Source organism: Burkholderia sp. AU45388, from assembly GCF_030481585.1.
Taxonomy (GTDB): domain Bacteria; phylum Pseudomonadota; class Gammaproteobacteria; order Burkholderiales; family Burkholderiaceae; genus Burkholderia; species Burkholderia sola.
In genome coordinates this window covers 380,664-394,830 of the sequence record NZ_JAUJPV010000003.1, presented here as the reverse complement: position 1 = coordinate 394,830, position 14,167 = coordinate 380,664, and the positions used below count along the sequence as shown (strand labels likewise).

The following is a 14,167-nucleotide window of genomic DNA, read 5'->3' as shown; positions in this document are numbered from 1 at the left end:
ACCGCGCGCAGCGGCGTGAAATTTTCGCGGCTGCGCGCCATTCTTTCGCCTCATCCCTTATCCTTTCACTCTTGAACCTTACTAAATAGTTACAAGAGCTTGGGAGGGGGGATGCCTCATGACGTCAGCCTGATTGCGTTGCTCGCGGCCGGTTTCGGTCTCGCGATGATCTTCGGTTACCTCGCATCGCTGCTGAAAATGCCGCCGCTCGTCGGCTATCTGCTCGCGGGAATCGTGATCGGCCCCGGCACGCCCGGTTTCGTCGGCGATCTGTCGCTCGCGCAGCAACTCGCCGAAGTCGGCGTGATGCTGCTGATGTTCGGCGTCGGCCTGCATTTCTCGCTCGGCGATCTCCTCGCGGTGCGCAAGATCGCGCTGCCGGGCGCGATCGTCCAGATTACCGTGGCGACGGTGCTCGGCGGCGCGCTCGCGCTCACCTGGGGCTGGAGCCTCGGTGCGGCGCTCGTGTTCGGGCTCGCGCTGTCGGTCGCGAGTACGGTGGTGCTGCTGCGCGCGCTCGAAGGGCGCGGGCTCGTCGAGACGGTCAACGGGCGCATCGCGGTGGGCTGGCTGGTCGTCGAGGATCTCGTGATGGTGCTCGTGCTGGTGCTGCTGCCGCCGGTGGCGGGGCTGCTCGGCGGCACGCCGCCCGGCGACGCGCATGCGGCCGGCGGCAGCGTGTGGGGCACGCTCGGCGTGACGATGCTGAAGGTCGCCGCGTTCATCGCGCTGATGCTGGTGGTCGGCAAGCGTGTGTTCCCGCGCATTCTGTGGCTCGTCGCGCGCACGGGTTCGCGCGAATTGTTCACGCTTTGCATGATTGCCGCGGCGGTCGGCATCGCGTTCGGCGCGGCGAAGCTGTTCGACGTGTCGTTCGCGCTCGGCGCGTTCTTCGCGGGGATGATGATGCGCGAGTCGGAGTTCAGCCGGCGCGCGGCCGACGAGACGCTGCCGTTGCGCGACGCGTTCTCGGTGCTGTTCTTCATCTCGGTCGGCATGCTGTTCGACCCGAAGGTCCTGATCGAGGAGCCGCTGCACGTGATCGAGGTCGCGGCGATCGTGCTGATCGGCAAGACGCTCGCGGCGGTCGCGCTCGTGATCGCGTTCCGCTATCCGCTGAACACCGCGCTGACGGTCGGCGCGGGCCTCGCGCAGATCGGCGAATTCTCGTTCATCCTCGCGGGGCTCGGCCGTGCGCTCGGGCTGCTGTCGGCCGAAGGGCAGAGCCTGATTCTCGCGGTCGCGCTGATTTCGATCGCGATGAACACGCTGCTGTTCGCGATGATCGATCCGGCGCTCGCGTGGATCCGCAAGCATTCGGCGTTCGCGCGCAAGCTCGAGGCGCGCGACGATCCGCTCGCCGCGCTGCCGATGTCGACGCCGCAGACGCATCTGACCGGGCAGGTCGTGATCGTCGGCTACGGCAAGGTCGGCACGCGGATCGCGCATGCGCTGGACGAGCGGGGCATCGCCTATGTCGTCGTCGAGCAGAATCGCGAACTCGTCGAGAAGCTGCGCGCGGACGGCGCCGCGGCCGTGTCGGGCGACGCGATCGAGCCGATCGTGCTCGTGCAGGCGCATATCGCCCGCGCCGGGATGCTGGTCGTCACGCTGCCCGACGTGTTCGACGTGCGGCAGATCGTCGAGATCTCGCGCACGCTCAACCCGGCGCTCGAGGTCGTGCTGTGCACGAACAGCGGCGACGAGGCCGCGCTGCTGTCGAGCGAGGGCATCGGCACCGTGTTCATGGGCGAGACCGAACTCGCACGCGGGATGACCGAGCACGTGCTCGGCCGGATGGCGAAGCCGGTCGCGGCCGCGCATTGACGGCGCGCGACATCGCGCCTGGCATCGTCAGCCGGCGGTAGCTGCCTTCGCGGGCGCGGGGGCGCCGGATTGCGCGGCCGTCTTCAACGATGCCGACGGTTTCTGCGTGACGGTCGTCGTTGCCGGCGCCGCCGCTTTCGGCGCCGCGACCGTTTTCTGCGCCGCGGCGGCCTGCGCCGGCGCGTTCTTCTCCGGTTCGACCGGCGCATCGGGCGGCACGCCGAGCAACTGCAGCGAGCCGCTCGTGACCGACGCGAACACCGGGCCGGCCACCGTGCCACCGTAGTAGCCTTTGCCGCGCGGCTCGTCGATCATCACCGCGACGATCAGGCGCGGGTCGCTCATCGGCGCCATTCCCGCGAACAGCGCGCGGTACTTGCCCTTCGCATAGCTCGCGCCGACCTGCTTGCGCGCGGTGCCCGTCTTGCCGCCGATCCGGTAGCCGTCGACGCGCGCGCGGCGCCCCGTGCCGCCTTCGCCGACCGCCATCTCGAGCATCGAGCGGATCGCGGCGGCCGTTTGCGGCGACGTCACGCGATGGCCGCGGTGCGCGTCGATCGTCTGCTGGTCGGTGCCGTTCTTCAGCAGCGACACCGGGTGCAGCGTGCCGTCGCCCGCATAGGCGGTGTAGGTCTGCGCGATCTGCAGCAGCGACATCGACAGCCCGTAGCCGTACGCCATCGTCGCCTGCTCGATCGGCCGCCAACGCTTGTAGCCGCGCAGCCGGCCCGACGCGACGCCCGGGAAGGTCAGTTCCGGCGCGCGGCCGATCCCGTACTCCTGGTATTTGTTCCAGATCGTTTCGGCGGGCAGGTTCAGCGCCAGTTTCGCGAGCGCGACGTTGCTCGACTTCTGCAGCGCTTGCGACACCGTCAGCGACCCGTGGTTCGACGTGTCGTGGATCACCGCCGGGCCGATCTTGTAGGTGCCCGGCGACGTGTTGATGATCGTGTTCGGCGTGACCTTGCGCTCGTCGATCGACAGCGCGACGACGAGCGGCTTGATCGTCGAGCCCGGTTCGAACGTGTCGATCACCGCGCGATTGCGCAATTGCTGGCCGGTGAGGCGGGCGCGGTCGTTAGGGTCGAAGGTCGGATAGTTCGCGAGCGCGAGGATCTCGCCGTTCTGCGCGTCGAGCACGACGACGCTGCCGGCCAGCGCGTTGTTCTCGATCACGGCCGCCTTGAGCTGGCTGAAGGCGAGTTGCTGGATACGGCGGTCGATCGTCAGTTCGATCGTCGCGCCGTGCTGCGCGGGGACGAGCGGGCGGGTGTCCGACACGATGCGGCCGAGCCGGTCGCGGATCACCTCGCGCTGGCCCGACGTGCCCTGCAGGCGCGCATTCGCCGCGAGCTCGACACCTTCCTGGCCCTTGTCCTCGACGTTCGTGAAGCCGACCACGTGCGCGGCCGATTCGCCTTCCGGGTAGAAGCGTTTCGAATCGGCGATTTGCGTGATGCCGTCGATCGCGAGCTTGTCGAGCCGGCTGGCGGTGTCCGCGTCGACCTGACGCTTGAGCAGCACGAACGTCTTGTCGTTGCCGAGACGCCGCTTCACCTCGGCGAGCGGCAGGTCGAGCAGCTTCGCGATCTGCGGGTAATCGGTGTCGGCGACCTGTTTCGGGTTCGCCCAGATTTCATAGGTCGACAGGCTGACCGCGAGCATCGCGCCGTTGCGGTCGACGATGCGCCCGCGCATCGCGTCGAGCTCGATCGTGCGCTGATAGCGCTTCTGGCCCTGGCCGACGTAGAAATCCTGGTTCGCGACCTGCACCCAGAAAGCGCGCGCGATCAGCGCGGCGAACGCGAGGAACACGACGACCACGATCAGCCGCGAGCGCCACATCGGCAGGCGCGCGGCGAGCATCGGATTCTTGGTCGCCGCTGCATATGGATCGGCAGGGTGGGTCTTCTTTTTCACGCTCATGCAATGGCCGGGTCGGGCCGCCGGACGGCGGCTGGTCAGTCTGAATAATGGGATTGTAATAAATGAGTAAACACCGTGTGGGAAAAGTATGTTCAGGCCCCGCAAAAAGGCGCAGAGCAGGCCAGCGAAAACACGGAGGAAAGGGAGAAGAGCCGGCCGACGCTGGACTCCGCAGTGAGTGCGGAGGATGAAACACGGACGATCCATCGCATGCCGACCCGGGTACGCGCTCTCCGGCATTGCTCGGTCGCGATCATCCCGGGCGGACGATCAATTGCCCGCGTGGCGATTATTTCTCTAATCTCGAAAATAAAAAGCGCCTCGAACGGAGGCGCCATTGATGCTGAATATCGAAATGAAAATCACTGCTACCGGAATAAACCCGAAAACCGCAGACGATAGATGTCAATAATACCTATCGGGCAACGGAAATAAATTCCTGGTATTCCGGCTCGGTCGTGCAGGTATCCACTGCCTGCAACCGCCACGCGCCGTCGGGGTGCTCGCCCGCGAGGACCGCGGGGCCCTGTTCGCGCCGCATCGCATCGAACGACAGCCCCTTCAGCTGGCAGACGGCGTTGCCGCTGTCGGCTGCGCAGAGCGCCATCGCGCCCTCGACGTCGCGGACCTTGCCCCAAGTCGGAAGGTCGATGCCCTGGTGTGCCTCGCGCGACCACAGACCTTCGTCGGTATCGACCCACAAGACTGCGAAGGAATGCCGGGTTGCCGATTCGCTGCCGTTAATCCGAATGGTGAGGCGCATTGCATCGTCTCCTGAAAAAAGACACATTCGACCGTTTTGACTTGAACAGTCTAGATAGACTGGTGTGAAACGCAAGTGATAATCCGCAATAAATCCGTATTGCGTCCATTCCGGTTTCAGATGAAAGGACGTCTGACGATTCATGGTCATTCCCGACGCGTCAGCCCAGGCGGGCGATTCCGGCGACAGCGGTGGCTGGCCGGGCGCGCACGGCCGGCCGGACATGGGATGACGGGGCCGGCGGCCGCGGCGATCTGTCGCGCACGGCCGCCGGCGAAGCCGGGGCGATCGGCGGCTTTCGGCACGCGTCGAATGCAGCCGGAGCGAACGTTTCGGCGATCTGACGCGGCCGGCACGACACACTCCGACAATCGCGTACAAATCGGCACACTTTCACGAAACTTTCGGGACAGACTTGCGTGCGGTCGGGCGCCACACTGGGAGCTTCCCGATCCTGTGCCGCGGACGCCCGTCCGCGCCGGCTGCCGCCGCCTCTTGCCAGAGCGCGATCGACGCGATCGCACGCCCGATCGGGAGCCGCCGGGGCGCGCGTCAGCCCCGGCCCGGCCGGCGAGCCGGGCGCCGCTCGCAACCGCGGGCGCCGCGCCGCCCGGCCGATTCTTCGAAGGAGACTATCGTGCTGATCTGGAAAACCGCGTTGTCGCTCAACTGGCGGACGAGCCTCGTATCGCCGGCCAGCGCACCGGTCGCGGCGGCGAACGTCGGCCGGCTGGTGCTGACCGGTGCCACCGGCTTCATCGGCAGCACCGTGCTGACGGCGCTCGTCAATGCAGGGCTGCTCGAACGCATCGTCTGCGTCGTGCGCGCGCAGGACCGCGGCCATGCGGTCGCGCGGCTGCGTGAAGCCGCGTTGCGCGCGGGGCTCGCGCCGTACTGGGCGTCGCGCCTGACCGATGCGAACGTGATCGTCGGCGCGCTCGGCGACGTGTGGCATGGCGCCGATGCGCCGCGCCTGGCCGGCGCGACGCACGTGATTCACTGCGCGGGCCATGCGTCGCCGGCCGACGGCGCGCATCTGCAGGCCGATATCGCCGATGCGGTGCGCTTCGCCGAACGCTTTGCGCGTGTGCCGCGCCTGCAACGCTTCGTGTACGTCGGTACGGCTTACGCGCATGCGGGCCGCGGCGGGATCGTGCAGGAAGAGGCCGAGCGCGCGGGGAACGACGTCGCGCCGCCGTCCCACGACGGCCTGCCGGGCGCGGTGCTCGCGGCCGGCTACCTGCACGCGAAGGCGGAGACGGAGCAGCGCCTGCGCGCGCTCGGGCTGCCGCTCGTCGTCGTGCGGCCGTCGCACGTGGTCGGCCACACGGTGCTCGGTACGCGGCCCGCGCCGAATTCGTTCTGGATGTTCCGGCTCGCGCATGCGGCGCGCCGCTTCACCGCGCGGCCGATGACGCGCATCGACATCGTGTCGGTGGACGACGTGGCGCGCGCGACGATGCTGCTGGCCGTCAAGCCGACGCTCGCGCACGACGTCTATCACGTATCGGCCGGCGACGAGGCGCCGCAGGTCGCGCAGATCGTGCGCGCGATGGACGAGGCGGCGGGGATGACGGGGGCGCCGCGCTACGCGGCATGCGCGCCGGCCGAGCTGCCGCTCGTCGTGCGCGACGTGCTCGGGCGCCCCGATCCGGCGCTCGAGCGCGTGATCGGCCGGGCGCTGCAGCGCTGCGGCGAATTCGCGACGGTCGACCGCGTGTTCGACAATCGCCGCGTGCGCGACGAAATCGATTTCGAGCCGTTGCCGTTCATCGATTACGTCGAGGAGTGCATGCGTACGTCGCGCGGCGTGGCGGTGACCGAGCTGATGCGCGGCGCGGTCCACTGACCGCCCGCGTCGTGCCGGCGCCAGTTCCCGCACGTGGCGGGCGCCGTCTTTACGCTGGGTTGCCGAGCTCGATGAGCCGGTCGAGCGCGCGGTAGATGTCCTCGAGGCCGTCCTGGCCGAATCGCGCTTCGAGCTGACGATATTGCTCGTCGATGCGCGGACCGATTTCCGTCACCAGTTTCCTGCTTTGCGGCGTCAGGCTGACCAGCAGCCGGCGCTGATCTTCCTGCGCGCGCGTGCGAGTGATCAGGCCGTCGCGTTCCATCCGTTCCAGCACGCCGGTCAGGCTCGGGCTCAGGATGCAGCACCGTTTCGCGATCTGCCCGGCTTCGAGCGCCTGCGCCGGTTCGCCATCGAGCACGCGGATGATCCGCCATTGCTGTTCGGTCAGCGAGAATTCCTTGAGAATCGGGCGAAACAGGCCCATCAGCGTTTCGCGAGCCTCGAGCAGCAGCATGGCCAGGTTGCGATGGTCGAGCGTACGGTTCATCAGGGTGAGCAGAGGACGGGGGACGCATCAATCTTAACAGCCGAAGCCGATGAATTTCGCGTATCAGGGTAATCGAGGTTGCCAGCACCCGATTGTTTACTTAAGATATTAAGTATTGACGATGCGCCGCGACGCGCGGTAGGGGAATGACGCATGGAGCTGTCTTGCACGATCGCCGCGGCGCCGCCGTTGCCGGTCGCCATCGGTACCGTCTACGGCGCGCTGCTCAACGAGCGCGCGGCGCTCGCCGCGCTCGGCGATGCGATGAACGCACCGCCTTACGGCCGGCCGCCGCAGGCGCCGGTCCTGTACATCAAATCCGCCAACACGTATGCGGCCGACGGCGCCGCCGTCATCGTGCCGGCCGGCGTCGACGCGCTGGAGATCGGCGCGTCGGTGGCCGTCGTGTTCGCGCGGCGCGCGACGCGCGTGGCGGCCGCGCAGGCGCTCGACTACGTGCACGGCTTCACGCTCGCGAGCGACGTGTCGGTGCCGCATCCCGATTACTACCGTCCGGCCGTGCGCTTCAAGTGCCGTGACGGCTTCTGCCCGCTCGGCCCGGCGATCGTGCCGGCTACCGCGCTCGCCGACGTCGACGAGATCGGGCTGACGGTGCGGATCGACGGCGCGGTGGCCGCGTCCGCGTCGAGCGCGACGCTGATTCGCCCGGTGCGCGAGCTGATCGCCGACGTGACGGCCTTCATGTCGTTCGACGCGGGCGACGTGCTGCTGCTCGGCGTCGCGGGCGGTGCACCGCATGCCCGCGCGGGCAGCACGATCGAGATCGCCGCGGCCGGCATCGGCACGTTGCGGCATACGCTGATGGCGGAGGAGGCACGATGAAGACGGCGCGCGTGATCTACAACGGCGCACTGCATGCGGCCGAACCGGCCGGCGACGGCGCGATCCGCATCGATACGGGGCGCGTGGTGGCCGAGGACGCCGTGGTGTGGCTGCCGCCCGTCGCGCCGCGCACGACGTTCGCGCTCGGCCTGAACTACGCCGACCATGCGAAGGAACTCGCGTTCAACGCGCCGAGCGAGCCGCTGATCTTCCTGAAGGGACCGAACACGTTCGTCGGCCACCGGTCGCTGACCGTGCGCCCGGCGGACGCCGCGCACATGCACTACGAGTGCGAACTGGCCGTCGTGATCGGCCGGCCCACGCGCCACGTGAGCCGCGCGCAGGCGATCGACTACGTGGCCGGCTACACGGTCGCGAACGACTACGCGATCCGCGACTATCTCGAGAACTACTACCGCCCGAACCTGCGCGTGAAGAACCGCGACACCTGCACGCCGCTCGGGCCGTGGTTCGTCAGCCGCGACGAGATCGGCGACGCGGGCGACCTGACGCTGCGCACGACGGTGAACGGCCGGGAGACGCAGCGTGGCAGCACGCGCGACATGGTGTTCGACGTGCCGGCGCTGATCGAGCACATCAGCAGCTTCATGACGCTCTCGCCGGGCGACCTGATCCTGACCGGCACGCCCGAAGGGCTGGCGGACACGCAGCCGGGCGACGAGGTCGTGACTGAAATCGAAGGGGTCGGCCGGCTCGTGAACACGATCGTCGGCGAAGCAGACTACTATCGCGCCGGCTGAGGCCGCCGCCAAGGAAGGAGAGCACATGACCATCAAGCACTGGATCGGCGGCCGCGAAGTGGAGAGCCGCGACACCTTCACGACGCTGAACCCGGCGACGGGCGACGTCATCACCGACGTCGCGTCGGGCGGCGAGGCCGAGGTCGATGCGGCCGTGCGCGCGGCGAAGGAAGCGTTCCCGAAATGGGCGAACACGCCGGCGAAGGCGCGCGCGAAGCTGATGCGCAAGCTCGGCGAGCTGATCGAGAAGAACGTGCCGATGCTCGCGGCGCTGGAGACGCAGGATACCGGCCTGCCGATCGCGCAGACGAGCAAGCAGCTGATTCCGCGCGCGTCCGAGAACTTCAATTTCTTCGCGGAAGTGTGCGTGCAGATGAACGGCCGCACCTATCCGGTCGACGATCAGATGCTGAACTACACGCTGTACCAGCCGGTCGGCGTGTGTGCGCTGGTGTCGCCGTGGAACGTGCCGTTCATGACCGCGACGTGGAAGACGGCGCCGTGCCTCGCGCTCGGCAATACGGCCGTGCTGAAAATGTCGGAGCTGTCGCCGCTGACGGCCGACCAGTTGGGCCGGCTCGCGCTCGAAGCCGGCATCCCGCCGGGCGTGCTGAACGTCGTGCAGGGTTACGGTGCGACGGCCGGCGACGCGCTCGTGCGGCATCCGGACGTGCGCGCGGTGTCGTTTACCGGCGGCACGGTCACTGGCAAGCGGATCATGGAGCGCGCCGGCCTCAAGAAGTATTCGATGGAGCTCGGCGGCAAGTCGCCGGTGCTGATTTTCGACGACGCCGATTTCGACCGCGCGCTCGACGCGTCGCTGTTCACGATCTTCTCGATCAACGGCGAACGCTGCACCGCGGGCTCGCGGATTTTCGTGCAGCGCACGATCTACGACCGCTTCGTGCAGGAATTCGCGCGCCGCGCGAACAACCTGGTGGTCGGCGATCCGACCGATCCGGGCACGAATCTCGGCGCGATGATCACGCGCCAGCACTGGGAGAAGGTGACGGGCTATATCCGCATCGGCGAGCAGGAAGGCGCGCGCGTGGTCGCGGGCGGCGCGGACAAGCCGGCCGGGCTGCCCGATCATCTGCGCCACGGCAACTTCGTGCGGCCGACCGTGTTCGCCGACGTCGACAACCGGATGCGCATCGCGCAGGAAGAGATCTTCGGGCCGGTCGCGTGCATCATCCCGTTCGACGACGAAGACGACGGGCTGCGGCTCGCGAACGACACGGCGTACGGCCTCGCGTCGTACATCTGGACGCAGGACGTCGGCAAGGTGCATCGGCTCGCGCGCGGCATCGAGGCCGGGATGGTGTTCGTGAACAGCCAGAACGTGCGCGACCTGCGCCAGCCGTTCGGCGGCGTGAAGGAATCGGGCACCGGGCGCGAGGGCGGCGAGTACAGTTTCGAGGTGTTCGCGGAAATCAAGAACGTGTGCATCTCGATGGGTTCGCATCACGTCCCGCGCTGGGGCGTGTGACGGGCGCGGAGCGATTCGCCGCAAAGAACCATACGGAGACTTGAACGATGGGCAAACTGTCCCTCGCCGCGAAGATCACGCACGTGCCGTCGATGTATCTGTCGGAATTGCCCGGCAAGCATCACGGCTGCCGTGAAGCGGCGATCCGCGGCCACCAGGTGATCGGCGAGCGCTGCCGCGCGCTCGGCGTCGACACGATCGTTGTGTCGGACGTGCACTGGCTCGTCAACGCGGGCTATCACGTGAACTGCAATGCGCGGTTCGCCGGCACCTATACGAGCAACGAGCTGCCGCATTTCATCCGCGACATGCAGTACGCGTATCCGGGCAACCCGGCGCTCGGCAGGCTGATCGCGGAAACGGCCACCGAGCGCGGCGTCGCGACGCGTGCGCACGAGATCGACAGCCTCGAACTCGAATACGGCACGCTCGTGCCGATGCGCTACATGAACGGCGACCAGCACTTCAAGGTCGTGTCGATCGCGGGCTGGTGCATGTGGCACACGCTCGACGAAAGCCGGCGCTTCGGCGAGGCGCTGCTCGAGGCGATCGAGAAGAGCGATTCGAACGTCGCGTTCCTCGCGAGCGGCTCGCTGTCGCACCGCTTCAACGACAACGGCAGCCCCGAGGAATCGATCCACCAGATCAGCCGCGAATTCTTCCGGCAGGTCGACCTGCGCGTGGTCGAGCTGTGGAGGCAGGGCGATTTCAAGACCTTCTGCGCGATGCTGCCCGAGTACAACGTGCATTGCCACGGCGAAGGCGGCATGCACGACACGGCGATGCTGCTCGGGCTGCTCGGCTGGGATCGCTACGACCAGCCCGTCGAGATCGTCACCGACTATTTCGCGAGCTCGGGCACCGGGCAGATCAACGCGATCTTTCCGCTGCCCTGAGCGTTGCCATCCGCCACGCCTTCGAATCCGACCGGAGCATTGCCATGCCACACATCGTCGTCGAATACACCGCGAACATCCGCGACGACGCGCGCATTCCCGCGCTGCTGCGCACCATCAACGCGACGCTGATCGCGCAGGGCGGCGTGTTCCCGACCGGCGGCATCCGTTCGCGCGCGATCGAACTGCACGACTACTGCGTCGCCGACGGCACGGAGGACGACGCGTTCGTCCACGTGACGCTGAAGATCGGCGCGGGCCGCAGCGACGAAACGAAGCAAGCCGCGTGCGACGCGCTGTTCGACGCGATCAAGGCCCACTTCGCCGAGTTGTACGCGAAACGCTATCTCGCGCTGTCGATGGAACTGACCGAGTTCAGCGAAAGCGGCTCGTACAAGCACAACAACATTCACGCCCGCTACAAGCGGGCCGGCTGAACCCCATCCCCGATCCGACCATGCTCGAACCCGCCATCATCGACCAGCTCGCGCACCGTCTGCACGATGCCGAGCGCGCGCGCACGCAGATCCGCCAGATCTCGCTCGACCATCCCGACATCACGATCGACGACGCGTATGCGATCCAGCGCGCGTGGGTGACCCTCAAGCTCGCGGAGGGCCGCACGCTGAAGGGCCACAAGATCGGCCTCACGTCGAAGGCGATGCAGAACACGTCGCAGATCGACGAACCCGACTACGGCGCGCTGCTCGACGACATGTTCTTCGAAGACGGCGGCACGATCCCGACAGGCCGCTTCATCGTGCCGCGTGTGGAAGTCGAGCTCGCGTTCGTGCTCGGCAAGCGGCTCACCGGCCCGAACTGCACGATCTTCGACGTGTACGACGCGGTCGATTACGTCGTGCCGGCGCTCGAGATCATCGACGCGCGCAGCCAGTCGATCGACCCCGATACGAAACGGCCGCGCAAGGTGTTCGACACGATCGCCGACAACGCGGCGAACGCGGGCGTCGTGATCGGCGGCCGGCCGGTGCGCCCGCAGGACGTCGATTTGCGCTGGGTCGCGGCGATCATGTCGCGCAACGGCGTGGTCGAGGAAACCGGTGTCGCGGCTGGCGTGCTGAATCATCCGGCGAACGGCGTCGCATGGCTCGCGAACCGGCTGGCGCGTTTCGACGTCGCGCTGGAACCGGGGCAGATCGTGCTCGGCGGGTCGTTTACACGGCCGTGCGCGGCGCGTTCGGGCGATACGTTCAGTGTCGACTACGGCCCGCTCGGGACGATCCAGTGCTACTTCGAGTGAGGTGAGCGAACGATGCAGATTCCGTCGAATGTCTTCAAGGCCGCGCTCGCGCGCGGCGACGCGCAGATCGGCCTGTGGCTCGGCCTCGCGAATCCGTACAGCGCCGAAGTGATCGCGGGCGCCGGGTTCGACTGGCTGCTGATCGACGGCGAGCATGCGCCGAACACGGTGCCGACGATCCTCGCGCAACTGCAGGCGATCGCGCCGTATCCGTCGCATCCGGTCGTGCGCGTGCCGTGGAACGATCCGGTGATCGTCAAGCAGGTGCTCGATCTCGGCGCGCAGACACTGCTCGTGCCGATGGTGCAGAGCGCGGACGAAGCGCGTGCGGCGGTGGCCGCGACGCGTTACCCGCCGCACGGGATGCGCGGCGTCGGCAGCGCGCTCGCGCGTGCGTCGCGGTGGAATCGCGTCGGCGAGTACCTGCATCGCGCGAACGACGAGATGGCCGTGCTCGTGCAGGTCGAGGCGCGCGCGGGGCTCGATGCGATCGACGCGATTGCGCGGGTCGACGGCGTGGACGGCGTGTTCATCGGGCCGGCCGATCTGGCCGCCGATCTCGGGCATCTCGGCCATCCGGGGCATCCCGATGTGCAGGCTGCGATCGACGGTGCGATCCGCGCGATCGAGGCGGCCGGCAAGGCACCGGGCATTCTCAGCGCGGACGAGGCGGCCGCGCGGCGCTATCTGGAAGCGGGCGCGTTGTTCGTCGCGGTCGGCGTCGATACGACGCTGCTGGCACGGAGCGCGGAGCGGCTCGCCGCGCAGTTCAGGGGCAGCCGCGGCGATGTCGTGAAGAAGGGCGACGGCACGTATTGATGCAGCGGCGGGCGGTTTTCGTGTTCCGACCGCCGGCCTTTCGCCGTCCGTGCGGCTTCATACAGGCGCATGGCGGCACCTACCCCTCCGTGTGCCTTGCCGCTTCCATATACTTTCCCGGCGTCGTCCCCAGCGCACGCCGGAACATGTCGATGAACGCGCTCACGTTGTCGTACCCGAGATCGAGCGCGATCGTCGTCACCGGCACGCCGTCGGCGATGCGCTCCAGCGCCCGCAGCAGCCTGGCTTGCTGACGCCATTGCGCGAACGTCAGCCCCGTCTCGGCGACGAAGCGGCGGCTCATCGTCCGTGCGCCGATGCCGGCCCATTCGGCCCATTCTTCCAGCCGCCGGTCGTCCGCGAGATCCGCGGCCAGCGCATCGGTGATCTTCACGAGCCGCGGGTCGCGCGGCCGGACCAGCCCCAGCGCTTCGGCTTCCGAGGCCGCGATTTCATCGAGGATCACGTCGGCGATCCGCGTCTGCGCGGCATTGAGTTCGGAATCGCCCCAGCTTGCGGCGCGCTGCACGGCTTCGCGCAGCAGCGGCGTCGTGCGGATCGCGCGCGGCGTCGTCGGCAGCGCCGCGCAGCGGGCTTCGGCGACGAACGCCGACCAGCCCGAAATCGGCCCGAACGAGCGCAGCGAATGCCGGCAATGCGGCGGAATCCAGATCGCATGGATCGCCGGTACGACCCATTCCTGGTCGTCGAGGCCGATCGTCACCAGCCCGCTCAGCGCGCCGACCAGTTGGCCGCGTGCGTGCGAATGCGGCGCGGTGATGCGCGGGTCGCGCTGCGACAGGACGGCGGCGACCACGAACGGGCCGTCGTCGGACGTGACGAAGCGGGCGGGCAGGAGTGGATCGGGCATGGCCGGATATCGGTATCGAATGGCCGTTATACCGGAGATCGGCCGGGTTCGCACGCCTAGACTGCGTTTCATCGATGACGACCGGAGTAAGACGCGATGCGAGCCGAACAGATGCTTCCCGACCATGCCAACCAGGTCGATGCCGGCGGAACGACGATCCGCAAAGGAACCGTCGGCGCGTTTCTGGTCAATGCGCGCGTATTGACCGACCCGAACGCCGCGCCGGCGGACCGGGCGCGCGCGGAGGTCGACGCGATCGATGCGTTGCCTGCACTGCGTGCGCTTGGCCTGTTCGACGTGCTGGAAGTACGCGATCCCGAGCTGCGCGCGTGGCTCGAGGCGCGGTAAAGGCCCACCCTCCGGAATTGAAGG

The 14,167-nt window shown here is 67.8% G+C and carries 14 protein-coding genes; 10 read left to right on the top strand and 4 right to left on the bottom strand.

From position 1 onward, the window contains the following. Positions 1-111: 111 nt before the first annotated feature. Positions 112-1,827, top strand: a complete 1,716-nt coding sequence (locus tag QZM72_RS09250; protein WP_301737913.1) for a cation:proton antiporter — start codon at positions 112-114, stop codon at positions 1,825-1,827. Between the two features lie 27 nt (positions 1,828-1,854). Here the strand turns inward: QZM72_RS09250 and QZM72_RS09245 are convergent, their stop codons facing one another. Both QZM72_RS09245 and QZM72_RS09240 read right to left on the bottom strand, forming a co-directional pair. Then, entirely contained in the window at positions 1,855-3,753 is a 1,899-nt protein-coding gene (locus QZM72_RS09245; RefSeq protein WP_089469664.1) for a penicillin-binding protein 2, read from the bottom strand. A gap of 415 nt (positions 3,754-4,168) precedes the next feature. Beyond that, positions 4,169-4,516, bottom strand: a complete 348-nt coding sequence (locus QZM72_RS09240) for a DUF3564 family protein (RefSeq protein WP_301737912.1) — start codon at positions 4,514-4,516, stop codon at positions 4,169-4,171. 637 nt (positions 4,517-5,153) lie between these two features. Here QZM72_RS09240 and QZM72_RS09235 point away from each other — a divergent pair. Then, a complete protein-coding gene (locus QZM72_RS09235) occupies positions 5,154-6,365 on the top strand; it encodes an SDR family oxidoreductase (protein WP_089469666.1) in 1,212 nt (403 codons plus the stop codon). Between the two features lie 49 nt (positions 6,366-6,414). On the opposite strand, the gene hpaR is transcribed toward QZM72_RS09235, so the two are convergent. Continuing rightward, positions 6,415-6,855: a homoprotocatechuate degradation operon regulator HpaR gene (gene hpaR, locus QZM72_RS09230; RefSeq protein WP_301737911.1), complete on the bottom strand. Its 441-nt coding sequence runs from the start codon at positions 6,853-6,855 to the stop codon at positions 6,415-6,417. 153 nt (positions 6,856-7,008) lie between these two features. Here hpaR and QZM72_RS09225 point away from each other — a divergent pair, with 153 nt between their 5' ends. From QZM72_RS09225 to hpaI, 7 genes are read left to right on the top strand one after another with little or no spacing between them, the layout of a single operon-like run. Next, positions 7,009-7,698 carry a fumarylacetoacetate hydrolase family protein gene (locus QZM72_RS09225; RefSeq protein ID WP_301737910.1) on the top strand — a complete coding sequence of 230 codons (690 nt, stop codon included), beginning with the start codon at positions 7,009-7,011 and terminating at the stop codon, positions 7,696-7,698. Continuing rightward, on the top strand, positions 7,695-8,459 hold the full coding sequence (locus QZM72_RS09220; protein ID WP_301737909.1) for a fumarylacetoacetate hydrolase family protein: 765 nt from the start codon (positions 7,695-7,697) through the stop codon (positions 8,457-8,459). The genes QZM72_RS09225 and QZM72_RS09220 overlap by 4 nt, the downstream gene beginning before the upstream one ends. A gap of 25 nt (positions 8,460-8,484) precedes the next feature. After that, complete coding sequence (gene hpaE, locus QZM72_RS09215) at positions 8,485-9,948, top strand: 5-carboxymethyl-2-hydroxymuconate semialdehyde dehydrogenase (protein WP_301737908.1); 1,464 nt, start codon at positions 8,485-8,487, stop codon at positions 9,946-9,948. A 47-nt stretch (positions 9,949-9,995) separates the two neighbouring features. After that, complete coding sequence (hpaD, locus tag QZM72_RS09210) at positions 9,996-10,844, top strand: 3,4-dihydroxyphenylacetate 2,3-dioxygenase (RefSeq protein ID WP_301737907.1); 849 nt, start codon at positions 9,996-9,998, stop codon at positions 10,842-10,844. Positions 10,845-10,888: 44 nt separating this feature from the next. After that, complete coding sequence (locus QZM72_RS09205; RefSeq protein ID WP_011547838.1) at positions 10,889-11,281, top strand: 5-carboxymethyl-2-hydroxymuconate Delta-isomerase; 393 nt, start codon at positions 10,889-10,891, stop codon at positions 11,279-11,281. Positions 11,282-11,301: 20 nt separating this feature from the next. Continuing rightward, complete coding sequence (hpaH, locus tag QZM72_RS09200) at positions 11,302-12,105, top strand: 2-oxo-hept-4-ene-1,7-dioate hydratase (RefSeq protein ID WP_174428989.1); 804 nt, start codon at positions 11,302-11,304, stop codon at positions 12,103-12,105. 12 nt (positions 12,106-12,117) lie between these two features. Next, the gene (gene hpaI, locus QZM72_RS09195) at positions 12,118-12,924 is read left to right on the top strand and encodes a 4-hydroxy-2-oxoheptanedioate aldolase (RefSeq protein ID WP_301737906.1); all 807 of its coding nucleotides are present in this window, start codon (positions 12,118-12,120) and stop codon (positions 12,922-12,924) included. 79 nt (positions 12,925-13,003) lie between these two features. On the opposite strand, the gene QZM72_RS09190 is transcribed toward hpaI, so the two are convergent. Next, positions 13,004-13,795: a helix-turn-helix transcriptional regulator gene (locus QZM72_RS09190; RefSeq protein WP_301737904.1), complete on the bottom strand. Its 792-nt coding sequence runs from the start codon at positions 13,793-13,795 to the stop codon at positions 13,004-13,006. 96 nt (positions 13,796-13,891) lie between these two features. Here QZM72_RS09190 and QZM72_RS09185 point away from each other — a divergent pair, with 96 nt between their 5' ends. Then, positions 13,892-14,143 (top strand): hypothetical protein, encoded by a 252-nt coding sequence (locus QZM72_RS09185; protein WP_301737903.1) that lies wholly within the window; start codon positions 13,892-13,894, stop codon positions 14,141-14,143. Positions 14,144-14,167: the final 24 nt, after the last annotated feature.